The following is an 18,589-nucleotide window of genomic DNA, read 5'->3' as shown; positions in this document are numbered from 1 at the left end:
AACCGAACTGAGCGGGGTGAGGGTAATGGCGACCAAGGACACCGGCGGCGGCCAGCAGAAGGCGACGCGCTCCACGGAGGAGGTCGAGGAGCAGGCGCAGGACGCGCAGGGCTCGGAGGACCTCAAGGAGCGCCAGGAGAAGCTCAACGACGACGTGGACGACGTCCTGGACGAGATCGACGACGTCCTCGAGTCCAACGCCGAGGACTTCGTCCGGTCCTTCGTGCAAAAGGGCGGCGAGTAGCACCCGGCGCACCGCCCGGTGCCGGCCCCGGCGAGTACGCCGGCACCGGGCCGACACCGGGGCGGATGACCGGCCCCGGTGCGGGTAGGGTCCGTGCACGGATTTGATGATCGGCTCGGCTGATCCAGGCGGGGCCGCAGTCTCACGTGGAAGGAAACGCGTGGAAGCCAACACTCGTAGCACCGGGCGTCTGCCGGCTGCCTTCCTGACGCCCGGGTCCTCGTCCTTCATGGACTTCCTCTCCGAGCACCAGCCGGAGATGCTGCCCGGCAGGCGGCAGCTGCCCCCCACCCAGGGAGTGATCGAGGCCCCGCACGGCACGACGATCGTGGCCGTCACCTTCCCTGGCGGCGTGGTGCTCGCCGGGGACCGGCGGGCGACCATGGGCAATGTCATCGCGCAGCGGGACATCGAAAAGGTGTTCCCCGCGGACGAGTACTCCGCGGTGGGCATCGCCGGCACGGCGGGTCTGGCCGTGGAGATGGTGAAGCTGTTCCAGCTGGAGCTGGAGCACTTCGAGAAGGTGGAGGGTGCCCAGCTCTCCCTGGAGGGCAAGGCCAACCGCCTGTCCACGATGATCCGTTCCAACCTCGGCATGGCCATGCAGGGCCTGGCCGTGGTCCCGCTCTTCGCGGGCTACGACGTGGACCGCGACCGGGGGCGGATCTTCTCCTACGACGTCACCGGCGGCCGCTCCGAGGAGACCAACTTCGCGGCCACGGGCTCCGGCTCGGTCTTCGCCCGCGGCGCCATGAAGAAGCTCTACCGCGAGGACCTGACCGAGGAGCAGGCCACGACGCTCGTGGTCCAGGCCCTGTACGACGCGGCGGACGACGACTCGGCGACCGGCGGTCCCGATGTCGCACGCCGGATCTATCCGATCGTCACCGTGATCACCGAGGACGGCTTCCGCCGGCTGACGGAGGAGGAGTCCTCCGGGATCGCCCGCTCGATCCTCCAGCGGCGCCTGGAACAGCCCGACGGCCCGCGGGCCTCGCTGCTCTGACGGCGCCCGGTCTTGTTCGAGGTGATTCGAGTGACTTCCACAGAAAGGGACGGATAACCGGTGTCGACGCCGTTCTATGTTTCCCCTCAGCAGGCGATGGCGGACCGGGCGGAGTACGCCCGCAAGGGCATCGCCCGCGGCCGCAGCCTGGTGGTGCTGCAGTACGCCGACGGCATCGTCTTCGTCGGTGAGAACCCGTCCCGCGCGCTGCACAAGTTCAGCGAGATCTACGACCGGATCGGCTTCGCCGCGGCCGGCAAGTACAACGAGTACGAGAACCTCAGGATCGGCGGCGTGCGCTACGCCGACCTGCGGGGCTACACCTACGACCGGACCGACGTGACCGCCCGGGGCCTGGCGAACGTGTACGCGCAGACGCTGGGCACGATCTTCTCCAGCGCGGCCGAGAAGCCCTACGAGGTGGAACTGGTCGTCGCCGAGGTGGGGGAGACCCCCGAGGGCGACCAGATCTACCGGCTGCCGCACGACGGTTCGATCGTGGACGAGCACGGCTCGGTCGCGGTCGGCGGCAACGCGGAGCAGATCAGTACCTTCCTCGACCAGCGGCACCGCGACGGCATGACGCTCGCGGAGGCGCTGAAGCTGGCCGTGCAGGCGCTGTCGCGGGACACCAACGGCAGCGAGCGGGAGATCCCCGCGGAGCGCCTGGAGGTGGCCGTCCTGGACCGTACGCGGCCGCAGAAGCGCAAGTTCAGGCGGATCGTCGGCGACCGGCTCTCGCGGCTGCTGGCGGGCGACGCCGGCCCGGCGGGCGGCGCCGACGGGGACGGCGATGCGGACGGCGGCGCGGCCGGCATCGAGAAGACGGACCCCGAGGCGGACTGACCGCACACCGCCTCACCCCGGGTGCCCCGGTCCGCGTCCGCGCGGCCGGGGCACCGGTGTGTCAGACGGCCGCCGGCGGCCGCGCCGTGGAGCCGCGTACGACCAGCTCCACCGGGATGTCGCCCACCTCCGCCGGGCGGCCCTCCAGCACGGCCAGGAGGGCGTGCATGCCGCGCTCGCCGAATCGCTCGGCGTCCAGGCGCACGGTCGTGAGCTCGGGTTCGAGGGCCGAGGCGAGCCCGAGGTCGTCCACCCCGGTGACGGAGAGGTCGTCGGGGACGCGCAGGCCGAGCCGACGGGCGGCCTTGTAGGCGCCCGCGGCGAGCAGGTCGTCGTCGCACACCAGCGCGGTCGGCCGGGGGCCGGGCGCGGTCAGGGCGGCCCGGGCGGCGGCCACCGCGGCCCCGATCGAGATGGGGGCGCACGCGGTGCGCAGCACGGCGTCCGGAACCGCGTGCAGACACGCGGCCAGCTCCCGCGCGCGTACCTGGAAGGTCCAGGAGGGCACGTCGGCCGCCAGGTGCAGGAAGCGCCGGTGGCCGAGACCGAGCAGATGACCGGCGACCGCGCGCATGCCGGCGGCGATGTCCAGGTTGACCGTGGCGGCCCCCGGGCTGCCGTCCGGGTCGCTGTCCAGCATCACGAGCGGCAGCTCGTCGCCGCGCAGCGCGGTGAGGGCGTCGGCGGCCATGGAGGAGGCGATGACGCCGTCCAGGGCGGACCGGGCGGAGGGGAACGGGTCGCGGGCGGGCCCGACGCCCTCGGGGGAGGGGTAGAGCACCAGGCCGAAGCCGTGGTCGGCGGCGACGCGGGCGGCGCCGGTGTACACGCCGCCGAAGAACTCGGTGGTCAGCGCGGGCACCACGAGCAGCACGGTGCGGGTGCGGCCGAGGCGGAGGTTGCGGGCGGCCAGGTTGGGCCGGTAGCCGAGCCGGTGGGCGGCGGCGCGGACCCGTTCGGCGGTGGTCTCCGAGACCCGTCCGCGCCACTTGTCGCCGAACACCAGGGAGACCGCCGCCTGCGACACCCCCGCGGCCCGGGCGACATCCCGGCTGGTCGGGCGCGTGCTGTGGGGTGCCACCGCGGGGCCGCTCCTTCGTCTGGACCAGTGAACAGCGCACATGGTACGTATGCGGGGACACGTTATACGTAACACCGGGAAGCGCCGAGAGGGGTGCGGCATGGCCGCGGGATACCTGGAGATCCTCCGCACGAAGCACGCCGCGCGCCTGCTGGCCGGCACCCTGACCGGGCGGCTGCCCAACGCCACCGCCTCGATCGCGCTGGTGCTGTTCGTCCGCGGCCAGGGCGGCAGCTACAGCCTCGCCGGCGTCCTGGCCGCGGTGTACGGCGTCGCCAATGCCGTGGGGCAGCCGCTGCTGGGCCGCCTCGTCGACCTGCGGGGACAGCCGCGCGTGCAGCTCCCCGCCGCGCTCGTCTCCGCCCTCGCCATGGCCGTCCTCGCCCTCTCCGGCACCGACCCGCTGCCGCTCGCCTACGCCGCCGTCGCGGTCGCCGGGCTGTTCGCCCCGCCGCTGGAGGGCGGCCTGCGCGCCCTGTGGCCCAGCGTGCTGCGCCGCGAGGAACAGGTGCCCACGGCGTACGCGATGGACGCCGTCGCCCAGGAGGTCATGTTCACCGCCGGACCGCTCCTGGTGACCCTGTGCGTGTCGCTGTGGTCGGAGCGGGCCGCGCTGCTCGTGCTCAACGTCCTGGGCGTGCTGGGCGCCCTCTGGGTGGTTTCCTCGCCGCCCTCGCGCGCGTGGCGCTCGGCACCGCGGGAGGCGCACTGGCTCGGCGCCCTGCGCTCGCCCGGCCTGCTCGCCCTGCTCGGCGCCTTCCTCTTCGTCGGCGTCGCCCTCGGCTCCATCACCGTGGCCGCGGTGTCCTACGCCGACGACCACGGCGGCGACGCCGTCTACGGGTGGCTGATGGCCGCCCTCGGCCTCGGCGCCCTCGTCGGCGGCGCGGTGTACGGGGCGCGGCGATGGAAGAGCACGCCGGAGCGGCGACTGCGCGTCCTGGTCGCCCTGCTGGCGGTCTGTTACCTGCCGCTCACACTGATGCCGGACGTGCCGGGCATGGTGGCGCTGGCGGCGGTCTCCGGCGTGTTCCTGGCCCCGGGAATCGCCTGCGCGTTCCTCCTCGTCGACCGGCACGCCCCGGCCGGCACGGTCACCGAGGCGTTCTCCTGGCTCGTGACGACGTTCACCGTGGGCTCCTCCCTCGGCACCGGCCTCACGGGACCCGTGGTCCAGGCGGGCGGCGCGGTGGCCGGTTTCGCGGTGCCGGCGGCGGCGGGAGCCGTCTCCCTGCTGGTGCTGCTCGCCACCGCGCGGGTCCTCGCGGCTCCCGCGCCGGGCGCGGTCGTCCGGGTTTCACCGGAAAATGATCCAGACCGTACTGCCCAACCCCGTTTCAGTTCGGGTGATCGGGCGTAATGTTCAGTCATGGACCGCCGCATTTTCGGGCTCGAGAACGAGTACGGCGTCACGTGCACGTTCAGGGGACAGCGTCGTCTGTCGCCTGACGAGGTGGCGCGGTACCTCTTCCGCCGTGTCGTGTCATGGGGCCGCAGCAGCAATGTGTTTCTGCGAAACGGAGCCCGTCTGTATCTGGACGTCGGCTCCCACCCCGAATACGCGACACCCGAATGTGACAACGTGACCGAACTGGTCACTCACGACAAGGCCGGCGAGCGCATTCTCGAAGGGTTGCTTGTCGACGCCGAACGCCGCCTGCACGAGGAGGGAATCGCGGGCGACGTCTACCTCTTCAAGAACAACACCGACTCCGCCGGAAACTCCTACGGCTGCCACGAGAACTACCTGGTGGCCCGGCACGGGGAGTTCTCGCGGCTCGCGGACATCCTCATTCCGTTCCTCGTCACGCGGCAGCTGCTGTGCGGTGCCGGCAAGGTGCTGCAGACCCCGCGGGGCGCGGTGTACTGCGTCAGCCAGCGTGCCGAGCACATCTGGGAGGGCGTCTCCTCGGCGACGACGCGGTCCCGGCCCATCATCAACACGCGTGACGAGCCGCACGCGGACGCCGAGCGCTACCGCCGACTGCACGTCATCGTGGGCGACTCGAACATGTCCGAGACGACGATGCTGCTCAAGGTCGGCGCCACCGACCTCGTCCTGCGCATGATCGAGGCCGGCACGGTGATGCGCGACCTGACCCTGGAGAACCCGATCCGGGCGATCCGCGAGGTCAGTCACGACATCACCGGCCGCCGCAAGGTGCGCCTGGCCAGCGGTCGTGAGGCCTCCGCCCTGGAGGTGCAGCGCGAGTACTACGAGAAGGCGCTCGACTTCTGCGAGCGCCGCGGCATCCGCACCGGCACCGTCGAGCAGGTGCTGGAACTGTGGGGCCGCACCCTGGACGCCATCGAGGCCGAGGACCTGGACAGGATCGGTACCGAGATCGACTGGGTCATGAAGTACAAGCTCATCGAGCGGTACCGGGCCAAGCACAACATGACGATGTCGCACCCGCGGGTCGCCCAGATAGACCTCGCGTACCACGACATCCACCGGCGGCGCGGGCTGTACTACCTGCTGGAGAGGAAGGGCCAGGCCACCCGGATCTGCAACGACCTGAAGATCTTCGAGGGCAAGTCGGTTCCCCCGCAGACCACTCGGGCACGCCTGCGCGGCGACTTCATCCGGCGGGCCCAGGAACAGCGCCGGGACTTCACCGTCGACTGGGTGCACCTCAAGCTCAACGACCAGGCGCAGCGCACCGTGTTGTGCAAGGACCCGTTCCGCTCGGTGGACGACCGGGTGGAGAAGCTGATCGCCGGCATGTGAGATCCGGCGGGTGATACCCGTCGGGTGATACCCGGCGGGTGGGAAAAGGCGTCTGGGGCCCGGTCCCGGAACGCCACACGGGCGCCGCACGTTAACCGTGCGGCGCCCTTCTCACGTCGTAGAGTTGCGCGCACTTCCGTCCGTGGCACCCGGCCCGCCGCCGGTGAGGCCGTCGCAAGACCGATCGATTGAGGCACCCAAGTGCGCCGACGCTCCCTCCTTCTCGCCGCCTTGCCCGCGGGGCTGGTCACGCTCGCCGGCTGCGGCGACGACTCTTCCGGCAGCAAGACCGGCGACAGCCCCTCGCCCTCCGCGTCGGCCACGTCCGCCGCGCCGCCGCCGAAGATCGTGGACGGACCGCTGCCGGCCATCACCGCGGGGAAGAAGTTCGGTGAGAAGCCGACCGTGGCCAAGGGCAGCGGGGACCCCTCGAAGGACATCGCGGTCCGTACGGTCATCGCCGGCGGCGGCCGCACGGTCGCCGAGAACGACTTCGTGCAGGCCCACTACCTGGGCCAGATCTGGAACACCGGGAAGGTCTTCGACAACTCCTACGACCGCGGGACGCCGCTGCTCATCCAGCTCGCCCAGGGCGGTGTCATCGACGGCTGGCGCTACGCCCTGGAGGGGAAGAAGACAGGCAGCCGCATCGAGACGGCCGTCCCGCCGACCTGGGGCTACGGCAAGGACGGCAACAGCCAGGCGGGCATCAAGGGTACCGACACGCTGGTCTTCGTCATCGACATCCAGGAGACGTTCAACGCCACGAGCTCCGCCAAGGGCGAGAAGGTTGGGCGAAGCGACGCCGCCCTGCCCACGGTGGGCACGAACACGGACGGCACGGAGCCGTCCGTGAAGGTTCCGGGGGGTGCCCCGCCGAAGAAGCTGGTCTCCGCGTACGTGCTCGAGGGCGACGGCCCGGCCGTCAAGAAGGACCAGACCGTGCTGGTGCAGATGGTCGGCGTGGTCTGGAAGGGCGGTAAGAAGTTCGAGTCCACGTACGCGCGCAAGTCGCTGAACCAGTTCTCGCTGGCGCAGATGGAACAGGTCCTCAAGGGCGTGACCCAGGGGCTGACCGGAAAGAAGGTCGGCAGCCGCGTGCTCCTCGTGGTCCCGCCGGACCTGGGGTACGGCGACACCCCGCCGGCCGGCGACGCCATCAAGAAGGACTCCACGCTGGTCTTCTCCGTGGACATCCTCGCGGCCATGTGACACGGCGGGAGATGCGAGACTGTCCACGTTGTCTGTTGGATGTCCGTTGTACTGCCCTAACGACATGCGGGAGCTGGAGAAGTGAGCATCGACAAGCCCGAGATCGACTTCCCGGGCGGCGAGCCGCCGGCCGACCTCGAGATCAAGGACCTGTGGGAGGGCGACGGCCCCGAGGCCAAGGCGGGTGACTTCGTCCAGGTCCACTACGTGGGCGTGGCGTTCTCGACCGGCGAGGAGTTCGACGCCTCCTACAACCGCGGCACCCCGCTGGAGTTCCAGCTCGGTGTCGGCCAGGTCATCCAGGGCTGGGACAAGGGCGTGCAGGGCATGAAGGTCGGCGGCCGCCGCCAGCTGATCATCCCCGCGGACCTGGCGTACGGCGACCGCGGCGCCGGCCGCGCGATCCAGCCGGGCGAGACGCTGATCTTCGTCTGCGACCTGGTGGCCGTGAAGTCGCGCTGACGCCGTGAGGCCGTGAGCGGGTTACGCGCTGAACCGGTGCTCGGTGCTCGGTGCTCGGTGCCCGGTGCCCGGTGGCGTCGGGACGGCTTCGCCGCCGCCCGTGCCGCGGTGGTCGTGACCGACCTGTTCCGGCCGGTCGCTGCACGAACGAGACCGGAACCGGGACCGTACGCGATCACTCGGGGCCCATGCCCGTCCGGGCGCGGGCCCTCGGCTTTTGCCGCGCGACGATGGAGCGGTACGGTCGTCGCTCAGAAGCACATAGGGGAAGGGCGTAGGGCGTCGATGGCCATTGCCAAGGCCGAGCGGCTGATGAACCTGGCGCTGTGTCTGCTCGGGACGCGGCGGCCGCTCAGCAAGCGCGAGCTGCGCGAATCCATCGAGGCCTATGTCGAGGCGTTCGGGCCGGGCAACGGCGTGGCCGCCGGGTCCGGCGGGACGACCACGGCGGACGACTCGTTCAATCGCATGTTCGAGCGGGACAAGGACGACCTGCGCGAGCTGGGCCTGGTCATCGAGACCGTGGAGAATATCGACGGCGAGGTCGGCTATCTGGCCCGCCGCGACAGCAACCGGCTGCCGGCCATCACCCTCGACGCCGAGGAGGCCGCCGCGCTCGGCCTGGCCGCCAAGGTGTGGCAGCAGGCCCGCCTCGCGGGCGCGGCCAGCGGGGCCCTGCAGAAACTGCGCGCGGCCGGCATCCCCGAGGACGTGGACCCCTACGGGGCGCACGGCGCGCTGGAACCGCGCATCCCCGTGCACGAGGCCGCGTTCGAACCGCTGATGCTGGCCTGCCGCGACCGCAGGCTCGTGGTGTTCGACTACCGCAAGGCCTCCGCCGCCCGCCCCGAGCCCCGCCAGGTCGAGCCCTGGGCGCTGGAGTGCTGGCGCGGCCACTGGTACCTGGCAGGCTTCGACCGCGACCGGGGCGCCGAGCGGGTCTTCCGGCTCTCCCGGATCACCGGCCGGGTGCGCAGCCGGGCGGGCCGGTTCACCGCGCCCGTCCCCGACGTGGTGACCGTGCGCGAGACCGTCGCGGGCTGGGCCGGGGAGATCACCGACCGGTCGGCGCGGATCCGGCTGCGGTCCGGCGCCGGTTACCCCCTTCGGGCGAAGGCCACCGTGGTCCGGGAACTCGGGAACGGCTGGGACGAGTTGGAGATTCCGTACGGGCACGGGCTGGATGCCTGGCTGGTCGAGTTCGGGCCCGACGTGGTGGTCGTGGAGCCTGCCGAACTGCGGGCCGACGTGGTGGACCGGCTGCGTGCCGTGGCCGGGGTCCGAGGGGGGCGTTGAGGACAGTGGCAGGCAAGCCGGCCCGGCCGGTGAACGCGATCGACCAGACCCGGCGGATGCTGTCCCTGGTGACGTATCTGCGCGAGCGGCCGGGCGCCCGGATCGAGGACGTCGCCCGCGCGTTCGGGATCACCGAGGAGGAGCTCGTCTCCGACCTCGACGTGCTGCCCATGTGCGGCACCAGCTTCCGCGGCGGTGACCTGCTCGACATCGACACCGACGGTGACCGCATCTGGTGGCACAACCCGGCGGCGCTGGGCGCCGAGGCCGCCGAACCGCTGCGGCTCGCCGCCGACGAGGCGACGGCGCTGCTGGTCGCCGCCCGCGCCGTCGCGACGCTCCCCGGGCTGCGCGAGAGCGACCGGCTGGCGCTGGTGCGCGCCACCGCCAAGGTGGAGACGGCCGCGGGCGAGGCCGCCGGCGCCAGCTCCCGGCTGTCGGTGACGTTCGAGTCCGAGGGCGGCGTCTTCGCCGACGTCGACCGGGCGATCTCCGAACGGCGGCGGCTGTGGATCCGCTACTACTCGCCCGCCCGCGACGAGGTCACCGAACGTGAGATCGACCCGATCCGTCTGGTCAGCGTCGGCCACACGTACGTGGAGGCGTGGTGCCGCCGCTCCGAGGCACGCCGCACCTTCCGGCTCGACCGGGTCGCGGAGATCCGGATCCTGGACGAGCCCTCCGCGCCGCCGGAGGTGGAGCTGAGGGACCTGTCCGAGGGGCTGGTCCAGCCCGCGGCCGAGGACCCCGAGGTCGTGATCGAGGTCGGTCCGGGCGGGCGCTGGGTCGCCGAGTACTACCCGCACGACAGCGCCGATGAGCTCGACGACGGCGGACTGCGTATCACTCTGCGCACCCCCGACCCGGCCTCGCTGCGGCGCCTCGCGCTGCGACTGGGGCGGGACGGGCGGATCGTCGCGCCGGCGGACCTCGCGGACAGCGCGCGGGAAGCGGCGCGGGCGGCACTCGCGGCGTACGACGACGCGGGCGAGAACGGCTCCGGAGCGCGGGGCGCGGCACCGCAGGACGGCGCACCGCACGGCGCGGTGTCGGCGGCGCACGGGGTCGGTGACGGGTTGTACGACAGGCAGGAGCAGGGGCTGTGAGCGTGTCGGCGGGGTCGGGTACGTCAGCCTGGGAGCCGGAAGCGGGACGTGCAGCCGCAGCCACGGGGTACGGGCCGGCCGCGGAGACACCCGAGGTGTCCGTGCGGACGGCGTTCGCCGGGATGCGCAGAGTGGCCGACGTGGTGTTCCGGGCCGGCTGCCCGGACTGCCGGTCCCGGTTCGAGCTGGGCGCGGGCGCGCTGCGGCTGGCGATCGGGGCGAGTGACCGGACGACGTTCTACTCCTTCACCTGCCCCGAGTGCGGGGCGGCGGTGCGCAAGCCGGCGGGGGAGCGGATCGTGGAACTGCTCGTCGGGGGCGGGGTGCGGACGCTGCGCCTGCACTCCACGGCCTCGGCCGGCCGGGTCTAGGGGGGCGGACGGACATGGTCTGGGCGATGGTCGCGGTGGCCCTGGGGTTCGCGGGGCTCGTGGTGCTCGCGGTGTTCGCCGTGCGGGTGTTCGTCGAGGCGGGGCGGCTGGGACGTGAGGTGGCCGTCGCGGCGCAGCGGATCGGGCGGGCGGCGGACGATCTGGAGAAGGCGGCGGCCCGGGTGGCCGAGCGGCTGTGAGGAGATGCCCGCGCCCGCACGGCGGATCCGCGGACCGGTACAGCCCTACGCCGTTCACGGGGGCGGGGGCCAGCCCTGTCACCCCCGTGGCATTGGCAGGTAGTCTGGCCTGCGGCCCGAGATTCGAGGCGCGGGCCGCATCGGGAGTACGCACAGGGATTGCCTCACGTTTACCCCTGGGCGTTACGATCGCTGCGGACGACAGTCGGACATCTGTCCGAACGGTCGGACCACAGTACGTCCCCCAGCCCGCCTCGGTGAGAAGGTAGAGACTTATGTTCGGAAGGCTCGGCGCTCCCGAGATCATTCTCATCCTCGTCGTCATCATCCTGCTGTTCGGCGCCAAGAAGCTTCCGGACATGGCGCGTTCCCTCGGCAAGTCCGCGCGCATCCTCAAGAGCGAGGCCAAGGCGATGAAGGACGACGGCAAGACGCCCGCCGCCCCGGCCGGCCCGCCGACCCCCGAGGAGGCCGCCGCGCAGCGCACCATCCAGGCCGCCCCCGGTGACGTGACCAGCTCCCGCCCGGTCACCGAGCCGTCGGACACGACCAAGCGCTGACGCACGGCCGGACGCCTCCGGCCTGCCGCACGAGATGAGGACGTGGGTTGCCCAAGCCTGCCCGCAAGAAGGAGAAGGATCCCGAGGGGCGGATGCCCCTCGCGGATCACCTGCGCGAGCTCCGCAACCGGCTCGCGAAGGCACTGCTGGCCATCGTCGTCGTGACGATCGTCGCCGCCTTCTTCTACAACGACATCATCAACTTCCTGACCGACCCGGTCCTCAATTCGGTCGGCTGCAAGCAGAGCTTCGAGGAGCTGGCGAAGTCCACCGACTCCAGCCCGTGCGCGCGCATCACGATCAACGGGCTCCTCGCCCCGTTCACCCTCGCGCTCCAGGTCTCCCTGACGGCCGGTGTGGTCTTCGCGTCGCCGGTCTGGCTCTACCAGCTCTGGGCGTTCGTCGCGCCGGGACTGCACCGGCACGAGCGCAAGTACGCCTACGCCTTCGTCTTCACCGGCGCCCCGCTGTTCTTCGGCGGCGCCTTCTTCGCGTACAAGGTGCTGCCCACCACGGCGAAGGTGCTGCTCCAGTTCACGCCGAGCAAGGAGGTCAACAACTTCCTGCCGCTGGACGACCTGCTGCAGCTCGTGACGCGCATGGTGGTCGTCTTCGGGCTCTCCTTCGAGCTGCCCCTGCTGCTGGTCATGCTCAATCTCACCGGCGTGATCACCGGTAGCCGGATGCTCGGCTGGTGGCGGGGCATGATCATGGGCATCACTGTCTTCGCCGCAGTGGCCACCCCCAGCACCGACCCGCTGAGCATGCTCGCCCTCGCCGGACCGATCTGGGTCCTGTACTTCGGCGCGGTCGCCTTCTCGCTGGTCAACGACCGGCGCAAGCGCCGCCGCGCACTGTCCGGCCCCGCCGACGACGAGGCGTCCGAGCTGGATCTGACGCCCGAGTCCATCGACGAGGTCGAGCCGGTCACCGCCGGCCGCGTGCTGCCGGAACAGACCACCGCGGAACGGGTCAACGGCTACGACGACGTGACGTGAGCCTCGGACCACCGAGGGCGGACAGGGCTGTGGGCCCCACCGGGACGACGGTGGGGCCCACAGTCGTATCCGCAGGTCGGAGCGGGGATCCCGATAAAGATCGTCCCGTTGTCGGTGGGGCCCGGTACGCTCGAAAGTACGATGACAGAGGATCTCTCTCCGGCCGAGCGGTATGCGGCAGCCCGTAAGCGGGCCGCCGAGCAGGCCACCGCACTCGCGTCCTTCCGCGAGATGTACGACTTCGGCCTCGACCCCTTCCAGATCGAGGCCTGTCGGGCACTCGAGGGCGGCAAGGGTGTGCTCGTGGCCGCGCCCACCGGTTCGGGCAAGACGATCGTCGGCGAGTTCGCCGTCCACCTCGCCCTGGAACAGGGCCGCAAGTGCTTCTACACGACGCCCATCAAGGCGCTGTCGAACCAGAAGTACGCCGACCTGTGCCGCCGCTACGGCAGCGGCAAGGTCGGCCTGCTCACGGGCGACAACAGCGTCAACTCCGACGCCCCGGTGGTCGTGATGACCACCGAGGTGCTGCGGAACATGCTGTACGCGGGCTCGCAGACGCTGACGGGGCTCGGGTACGTGGTCATGGACGAGGTGCACTACCTCTCCGACCGCTTCCGCGGCGCCGTCTGGGAAGAGGTGATCATCCACCTGCCCGAGTCGGTGACGCTGGTCTCCCTGTCGGCGACGGTCTCCAACGCCGAGGAGTTCGGCGACTGGCTGGACACCGTGCGCGGCGACACCGAGGTCATCGTCTCCGAGCACCGGCCCGTGCCGCTGTTCCAGCACGTGCTCGCCGGGCGCCGGATGTACGACCTGTTCGAGGAGGGCGAGGGGCAGAAGAAGGCCGTCAACCCGGACCTGACGCGACTGGCCCGCACGGAGGCCGCCCGCCCGCTCTACCGCGACCGCAGACGGGGCCGCGCGATGCGCGAGGCCGACCGCGAGCGGGACCGCCGCAGCCGCACCCGGGTGTGGACCCCGGGCCGCCCCGAGGTGATCGAACGGCTCGACGCCGCGGGGCTGCTGCCCGCCATCACCTTCATCTCTTCAGCCGGGCCGGCTGCGAGTCCGCCGTCCAGCAGTGCCTGTACGCCGGACTGCGGCTCAACGACGACGACGCGCGCGAGGAGGTGCGCGCCCTGGTGGAGGAGCGCACCGCCTCCATCCCGCGCGAGGACCTGCACGTCCTCGGCTACTACGAGTGGCTGGAGGGCCTGGAGCGCGGCATCGCCGCCCACCACGCGGGCATGCTGCCGACCTTCAAGGAGGTCGTCGAGGAACTCTTCGTCCGAGGACTGGTCAAGGCCGTCTTCGCCACCGAGACCCTCGCGCTCGGCATCAACATGCCCGCGCGCTCGGTGGTCCTGGAGAAGCTCGTCAAGTGGAACGGCGAGCAGCACGCCGACATCACCCCGGGCGAGTACACCCAGCTCACCGGCCGGGCCGGCCGCCGCGGCATCGACGTCGAGGGTCACGCGGTCGTGCTCTGGCAGCGCGGCATGAGCCCGGACCACCTCGCCGGCCTCGCCGGGACGCGGACGTATCCGCTGCGTTCCAGCTTCCGGCCGTCGTACAACATGGCGGTCAACCTGGTCGAACAGTTCGGCCGGCACCGCTCGCGCGAGCTGCTGGAGACCTCGTTCGCGCAGTTCCAGGCGGACAAGTCGGTCGTCGGCATCTCCCGCCAGGTGCAGCGCAACGAGGAGGGTCTCGACGGCTACAAGGAGTCGATGACCTGCCACCTGGGCGACTTCGAGGAGTACGCGCGGCTGCGCCGGGAGTTGAAGGACCGCGAGACGGAGCTGGCCCGGCAGGGCGCGGCCCAGCGGCGCGCCGAGGCCGCCGTCGCCCTGGAGAAGCTCCGCCCCGGTGATGTGATCCACGTGCCCACCGGCAAGTACGCGGGCCTCGCCCTCGTGCTCGATCCCGGGCTGCCGGCCGGGCGCGTGGGCGGCCACCGCGGCATGGAGTACCACGACGGCCCCCGCCCGCTGGTCCTCACCGCCGAACGGCAGGTCAAGCGGCTCGCCTCGATCGACTTCCCGGTCCCGGTCGAGCCGCTGGAGCGGATGCGCATTCCCAAGTCGTTCAACTCGCGCTCGCCTCAGTCCCGCCGGGACCTGGCCTCCGCGCTGCGCACCAAGGCCGGGCACATCCCCGCCGAACGGCACCGCAAGCAGCGCTCCCAGGCGGCCGACGACCGGGAGATCGCCCGGCTGCGCACCGCACTGCGCGCCCACCCCTGCCACGGCTGCAACGACCGCGAGGACCACGCCCGCTGGGCCGAGCGCTACTACCGGCTGCTGCGCGACACCTCGCAGCTGGAACGCCGTATCGAGGGCCGCACCAACACCATCGCGCGGACCTTCGACCGGATCGTGGCGCTGCTGACCGAGCTGGACTACCTGCGCGGCAGCGAGGTCACCGAGCACGGTCGGCGCCTCGCCCGGCTCTACGGCGAGCTGGACCTGCTGGCCAGCGAGTGCCTGCGGGCCGGCGTGTGGGAGGGGCTCGGCCCCGCCGAACTCGCCGCCTGCGTCTCGGCGCTGGTGTACGAGTCCCGGTCCGGGGACGACGCGATGGCACCGAAGGTGCCGTCGGGCGGTGCCAAGGCGGCGCTCGGCGAGATGGTGCGCATCTGGGGCCGGCTCGACGCGCTGGAGGAGGAGTTCCGGATCAGCCAGACCGAGGGCGTCGGCCAGCGCGAGCCGGACCTCGGCTTCGCCTGGGCCGCTCACATGTGGGCCTCCGGCAAGGGCCTGGACGAGGTGCTGCGCGAGGTGGAGATGCCGGCCGGCGACTTCGTCCGCTGGTGCAAGCAGGTCATCGACGTCCTCGGCCAGATCCAGGCCGCCGCGGTGCCCGAGGGATCCACGGTGCCGAAGAACGCCCGCAAGGCGGTCGAGGGGCTGCTGCGGGGCGTCGTGGCGTACTCGTCGGTGGGCTGAGTCCCACGAGCACACGGCCGCGTCCTTCCACAGGGACGCGGCCGCGTCCTCCCGCCGCAACGGCTCGGTTGCGTCACTGAACCGCCGCGCTCCCCGGTGAACCACCGGGAGCGCGGCGGTTTTCGTATGCCTGTACGCCGTTACGAAACGTGTGCGAACGGGTGCGCACCGTGTAAATCAGCAGAGCGTACTCCTGTGAAAGGGGGTATTTCAGGTGGTCGCTGAATATGACACGGCGATGATCCGGTCGGACTAAGCTCGCCCGCGGCGCACCGAGTTGAGGTATTCGTGCGCTTGTTCCCGCAACATGCCCAAAACATACCGTTGGTCCAGAGAGTTACCCACGTACGCAGGCATCACACCCGTACGTCGGCATCACACCCCTGACACCCAGTCGATCTCGTCTCAGAGGGCTTACATGGTGAGTGTTCAATCGCCCCACGGTGGCCGTGAACTTCCCTACGCACGCGTGCTGTTGCTGCCGGCCATAGTGATGGCCGCGGTGACCGGGGCCGCCGTCGCCGTGGTGACGGAGCCGGCCCGGGCCGCCGTCGGCTGGTGCGGCGGCATCGCGACGCTCCTGGTCGTCCTCGCCGCGGCCGAGGCGCTGCGGCGCGGCCGCGACACCGGCGCGCTCCGTGCCGAACTGGCCCGGCGGAGCGCCCGACTGGACGAGTGCGTCGCCTCCCAGGACGCCCAGTTCCGCCGGCTCGGCCAGGAGATCGTGCCCGAGACCCTCGACCGCATGCGGGCCGGGTACTCACCCGATGAGGTGATTCGCGAAATCATCGACACCCATCCCGAGTGGCGCGAACTCCCCGACTCCCAGCGCCTGCTGGTCCGCCAGGTGCTCAGGGTGATCGACCGTGAGGACACGCTGCGCGACTCCTTGCAGCGCTCCTTCGTCAACATCGCCCGACGCGTCCAGGCGATCATCCACCAACAGGCCAACGAGGTCCGGGAGATGGAGGAGGACCACGGCCGCAACCCCGAGGTCTTCGACGACCTGCTCCGCATCGACCACGGCAACGCCCTGATCAGCCGGCTCGCCGACTCCATCGCCGTCCTCGGCGGCAGCCGCCCCGGCCGGCAGTGGCCCGTACCGGTGCCGCTCTACAGCGTGTTGCGCGGCGCGCTCTCCCGCATCCTGGAGTACCGCCGCATCGAGCTGCACTCCGTCGCCAAGGTCAACATCCGCGGCATCTCCGTCGAGCCGATCCTGCACGCCGCCGCCGAACTCCTCGACAACGCCACCCGCTACTCGCCCCCGCACACCAAGGTGCACGTCACCGCGCACGAGGTGCAGTCCGGCATCGCCGTCGAGATCGAGGACTCCGGCACCGGGCTCAACGCCGAGGGGCGCGCCCGGATCGAGCGGATCATCGAGGAGGCCAAGCGCGCCGAGGACCTCCAGGGCCTCGCCGACAGCCCCCAGCTCGGCCTCGCCGTCGTCGGCCGACTGTGCACCGCGTACAACATGCAGGTCTCGCTGCGGCAGTCCGCCTACGGCGGCGTCCGCGCCGTCCTCGTCCTGCCGCACGTCATGGTCACCGACGAGCCCGCCTTCGGCGTCGCCCACGGCGTCGGCGTGCAGTCCCGCTCCACCCTGGACAACGACGGCGTCGACGTCGGCTCGGCCAACAAGAAGAACCGCAGGCCCACCACCGGCCCCCGCATCCCGGGCGAGGACGACTACGACGAGGACGTCCCCGTCGTCACCGAGTGGACGCCCAACGGCCTCCCGCAGCGCCGCAGCCGCATCAGCATTCCCCTGGACGAGCACATCCTCAACACCTACGCCGCGGCCGAACGGGCCGAGAAGGAACGCGCGGAGAAGGAGGCGCGGGCCGCGGCCGCCCGGGCCGCCGCGGCCGCGCCGGAGAAGGAGGAGCCGCTGCCCGGCATGTGGGTCGAGGCCTTCATGGAGGGCCTCAAGAGCGACCCGGACCCGAACGCGTTCACCAGGAAAGACGAACCGGCCGACGCCGAGGCCGGCAACGAGGGGGACCTCAAGTGATCTCGCAGCGTGCCAACTTCGACTGGATGCTGAAGGACCTCGCCGACGGCGTGCCCGGCGTCCAGCAGATCGTGGTCCTCTCCGCCGACGGTCTGCGCATCGCCCGCCACGGCGGCGACCCCGACACCGCCGACCGCGTCGCCGCCGCCTGCGCCGGACTGCAGAGCCTGGCCGGCGCCGTGGCCGGGGAGATCCACGTCAGCGACGGCCGGATGCGCATGGTCATCATCGAGGTCGACGGCGGCTACTTCTACCTCATGGCGGCCGGCGCCAACGCCTATCTCGCCGTCCTCTCCGACATGCGGACCGAGCCGGGGATGATGAGCACCCGGATGCGCGACCTCGTGCTCCGGATCGGCTCCCATCTGACCAGTCCGCCCCGGCGTGACGGGCAGACCGTATGACTCCTCCCCAACGCCGAAGGCGCACGCCCCTGGAGCCGTCCACCCCCGAGCCCGCCCCGGCCGCCCCGGCGGCGGGGACCGAGGGGGAACCGGCGGTTCCCAACCCCGAGCGGCTGTACTCCCTCACGGGCACGGCCGCCGGGGCCGAGCGGGCCTCGATCGACCTCGTCACCCTCGTCGTGGCCGCCGAGGACCCGCCTCCGACCCTCACACCGGAGCAGGTGTCCCTGCTCCGGCTGTGCGCGGCCCCCCTGTCCGTGGCCGAGATCTCGGCCTACCTGAGTCTGCCGTTCAGCGTCGTGACCATCCTGCTCACCGAGCTGATGGCGGCGGACCTGGTCCAGGCACGCGCGCCGATCGTCCGGCAGATCGTGCCCGACCGATCCCTCCTCGAAGCGGTGATGCATGGACTTCAAAAACTCTGACACCGTCCCCGGCCCACGGGTCGAGGACCACCTGCCGCAGACCACCCAGGCCGCCGTGAAGATCGTGATCGTCGGCGGCTTCGGGGTCGGCAAGACGACCATGGTCGGCTCCGTCAGCGAGATCAAACCGCTGACCACCGAGGAGACCATGACCCAGGCGGGTATCGGGGTCGACGACAACTTCGGCTCCGACAGCAAGACAGCCACCACCGTCGCCATGGACTTCGGCCGCATCGGCATCACGGAGCAGCTCGTGCTGTACCTGTTCGGCACCCCCGGTCAGGAACGGTTCTGGTTCCTGTGGAACGGCCTGTTCGAGGGTGCGCTCGGCGCGGTCGTCCTCATCGACACCCGCCGCCTGGAGGTCAGCTTCGACGTGATGGGGCGGCTCGAGGAGCGCGGCGTGCCCTTCGTGGTCGCCGTCAACTCCTTCCCCGACGCGCCCCGTTACCCGGCACCGGAGCTCCGCGCGGCCCTCGACCTGGCCGAGTGGGTGCCCATCATCGAGTGCGACGTACGGCGCCGGGCCTCCAGCCGGGACGTGCTGATGACCCTCATGCACTTCCTGCACACCCTCGCCACCAGGCGCACCCCGGTCTGACCGGCGTGCCCCGTCCGGCCGCCGCACCCCCGGACCGCCTCCTTCCCAGCCCTTCCTCTCAGATTTTCAGCTTCGGAG

18 protein-coding genes and 1 pseudogene are annotated in these 18,589 nt (G+C 71.3%); 18 read left to right on the top strand and 1 reads right to left on the bottom strand.

The window, feature by feature from the left end:
• The first annotated feature begins 25 nt into the window (after positions 1–25).
• The 3 genes from QFZ64_RS07715 to prcA all read left to right on the top strand — a co-directional run bounded on the left by QFZ64_RS07715 (position 26) and on the right by prcA (position 2,096).
• Entirely contained in the window at positions 26–244 is a 219-nt protein-coding gene (locus QFZ64_RS07715; protein ID WP_307063679.1) for a ubiquitin-like protein Pup, read from the top strand.
• A 160-nt stretch (positions 245–404) separates the two neighbouring features.
• Positions 405–1,250 (top strand): proteasome subunit beta, encoded by an 846-nt coding sequence (gene prcB, locus QFZ64_RS07710; protein WP_307063677.1) that lies wholly within the window; start codon positions 405–407, stop codon positions 1,248–1,250.
• A 60-nt stretch (positions 1,251–1,310) separates the two neighbouring features.
• Positions 1,311–2,096, top strand: a complete 786-nt coding sequence (prcA, locus tag QFZ64_RS07705) for a proteasome subunit alpha (protein WP_307063675.1) — start codon at positions 1,311–1,313, stop codon at positions 2,094–2,096.
• A gap of 61 nt (positions 2,097–2,157) precedes the next feature.
• Here prcA and QFZ64_RS07700 read toward each other — a convergent pair whose 3' ends face one another.
• Entirely contained in the window at positions 2,158–3,177 is a 1,020-nt protein-coding gene (locus QFZ64_RS07700) for a LacI family DNA-binding transcriptional regulator (RefSeq protein ID WP_307063673.1), read from the bottom strand.
• 100 nt (positions 3,178–3,277) lie between these two features.
• Between QFZ64_RS07700 and QFZ64_RS07695 the strand changes: the two genes are divergently transcribed.
• The 15 genes and pseudogenes from QFZ64_RS07695 to QFZ64_RS07625 all read left to right on the top strand — a co-directional run bounded on the left by QFZ64_RS07695 (position 3,278) and on the right by QFZ64_RS07625 (position 18,511).
• Positions 3,278–4,537 carry an MFS transporter gene (locus QFZ64_RS07695; RefSeq protein WP_307063671.1) on the top strand — a complete coding sequence of 420 codons (1,260 nt, stop codon included), beginning with the start codon at positions 3,278–3,280 and terminating at the stop codon, positions 4,535–4,537.
• A 9-nt stretch (positions 4,538–4,546) separates the two neighbouring features.
• On the top strand, positions 4,547–5,908 hold the full coding sequence (pafA, locus tag QFZ64_RS07690; RefSeq protein ID WP_307063669.1) for a Pup--protein ligase: 1,362 nt from the start codon (positions 4,547–4,549) through the stop codon (positions 5,906–5,908).
• A 201-nt stretch (positions 5,909–6,109) separates the two neighbouring features.
• Positions 6,110–7,120, top strand: a complete 1,011-nt coding sequence (locus tag QFZ64_RS07685) for an FKBP-type peptidyl-prolyl cis-trans isomerase (protein ID WP_307063666.1) — start codon at positions 6,110–6,112, stop codon at positions 7,118–7,120.
• An 81-nt stretch (positions 7,121–7,201) separates the two neighbouring features.
• A complete protein-coding gene (locus tag QFZ64_RS07680; protein WP_307063663.1) occupies positions 7,202–7,582 on the top strand; it encodes an FKBP-type peptidyl-prolyl cis-trans isomerase in 381 nt (126 codons plus the stop codon).
• A gap of 285 nt (positions 7,583–7,867) precedes the next feature.
• Positions 7,868–8,878, top strand: coding sequence for a YafY family protein (locus tag QFZ64_RS07675; RefSeq protein ID WP_307063661.1), 1,011 nt, complete (start codon positions 7,868–7,870; stop codon positions 8,876–8,878).
• 5 nt (positions 8,879–8,883) lie between these two features.
• On the top strand, positions 8,884–9,984 hold the full coding sequence (locus QFZ64_RS07670; RefSeq protein WP_307063659.1) for a YafY family protein: 1,101 nt from the start codon (positions 8,884–8,886) through the stop codon (positions 9,982–9,984).
• A gap of 95 nt (positions 9,985–10,079) precedes the next feature.
• Positions 10,080–10,355, top strand: coding sequence for a hypothetical protein (locus tag QFZ64_RS07665; RefSeq protein WP_307063657.1), 276 nt, complete (start codon positions 10,080–10,082; stop codon positions 10,353–10,355).
• Positions 10,356–10,369: 14 nt separating this feature from the next.
• Positions 10,370–10,555: a hypothetical protein gene (locus QFZ64_RS07660; RefSeq protein WP_307063655.1), complete on the top strand. Its 186-nt coding sequence runs from the start codon at positions 10,370–10,372 to the stop codon at positions 10,553–10,555.
• Between the two features lie 275 nt (positions 10,556–10,830).
• Positions 10,831–11,115, top strand: coding sequence for a Sec-independent protein translocase subunit TatA (gene tatA / locus QFZ64_RS07655; protein WP_307063653.1), 285 nt, complete (start codon positions 10,831–10,833; stop codon positions 11,113–11,115).
• A 47-nt stretch (positions 11,116–11,162) separates the two neighbouring features.
• Entirely contained in the window at positions 11,163–12,113 is a 951-nt protein-coding gene (gene tatC / locus QFZ64_RS07650) for a twin-arginine translocase subunit TatC (protein WP_307063651.1), read from the top strand.
• 141 nt (positions 12,114–12,254) lie between these two features.
• Positions 12,255–15,064, top strand: a pseudogene (locus tag QFZ64_RS07645) (DEAD/DEAH box helicase).
• Positions 15,065–15,482: 418 nt separating this feature from the next.
• Positions 15,483–17,081, top strand: a complete 1,599-nt coding sequence (locus QFZ64_RS07640; RefSeq protein WP_307063648.1) for a sensor histidine kinase KdpD — start codon at positions 15,483–15,485, stop codon at positions 17,079–17,081.
• Positions 17,078–17,485, top strand: coding sequence for a roadblock/LC7 domain-containing protein (locus QFZ64_RS07635; protein WP_006141728.1), 408 nt, complete (start codon positions 17,078–17,080; stop codon positions 17,483–17,485). The genes QFZ64_RS07640 and QFZ64_RS07635 overlap by 4 nt, the downstream gene beginning before the upstream one ends.
• Entirely contained in the window at positions 17,482–17,910 is a 429-nt protein-coding gene (locus QFZ64_RS07630; protein WP_307063644.1) for a DUF742 domain-containing protein, read from the top strand. Before QFZ64_RS07635 ends, QFZ64_RS07630 begins: the two co-directional genes overlap by 4 nt.
• Positions 17,891–18,511, top strand: a complete 621-nt coding sequence (locus tag QFZ64_RS07625) for an ATP/GTP-binding protein (RefSeq protein WP_307063642.1) — start codon at positions 17,891–17,893, stop codon at positions 18,509–18,511. The genes QFZ64_RS07630 and QFZ64_RS07625 overlap by 20 nt, the downstream gene beginning before the upstream one ends.
• The last annotated feature ends 78 nt before the right edge of the window (positions 18,512–18,589 follow it).

The organism is Streptomyces sp. B3I8 (assembly GCF_030816915.1).
In the GTDB taxonomy this organism is placed as follows: domain Bacteria; phylum Actinomycetota; class Actinomycetes; order Streptomycetales; family Streptomycetaceae; genus Streptomyces.
This window is presented reverse-complemented; position numbering and strand designations above follow the sequence as displayed.

Bases quoted from the DNA above. Each gene is read 5' to 3' on its own strand.
- QFZ64_RS07675 (WP_307063661.1), top strand. From the start codon at position 7,868: ATGGCCATTGCCAAGGCCGAGCGGCTGATGAACCTGGCGCTGTGTCTG.
- QFZ64_RS07715 (WP_307063679.1), top strand. From the start codon at position 26: ATGGCGACCAAGGACACCGGCGGCGGCCAGCAGAAGGCGACGCGCTCC.
- QFZ64_RS07625 (WP_307063642.1), top strand. From the start codon at position 17,891: ATGGACTTCAAAAACTCTGACACCGTCCCCGGCCCACGGGTCGAGGAC.
- QFZ64_RS07660 (WP_307063655.1), top strand. From the start codon at position 10,370: ATGGTCTGGGCGATGGTCGCGGTGGCCCTGGGGTTCGCGGGGCTCGTG.
- QFZ64_RS07640 (WP_307063648.1), top strand. From the start codon at position 15,483: ATGGTGAGTGTTCAATCGCCCCACGGTGGCCGTGAACTTCCCTACGCA.
- QFZ64_RS07630 (WP_307063644.1), top strand. From the start codon at position 17,482: ATGACTCCTCCCCAACGCCGAAGGCGCACGCCCCTGGAGCCGTCCACC.
- tatA (WP_307063653.1), top strand. From the start codon at position 10,831: ATGTTCGGAAGGCTCGGCGCTCCCGAGATCATTCTCATCCTCGTCGTC.
- QFZ64_RS07695 (WP_307063671.1), top strand. From the start codon at position 3,278: ATGGCCGCGGGATACCTGGAGATCCTCCGCACGAAGCACGCCGCGCGC.
- pafA (WP_307063669.1), top strand. From the start codon at position 4,547: ATGGACCGCCGCATTTTCGGGCTCGAGAACGAGTACGGCGTCACGTGC.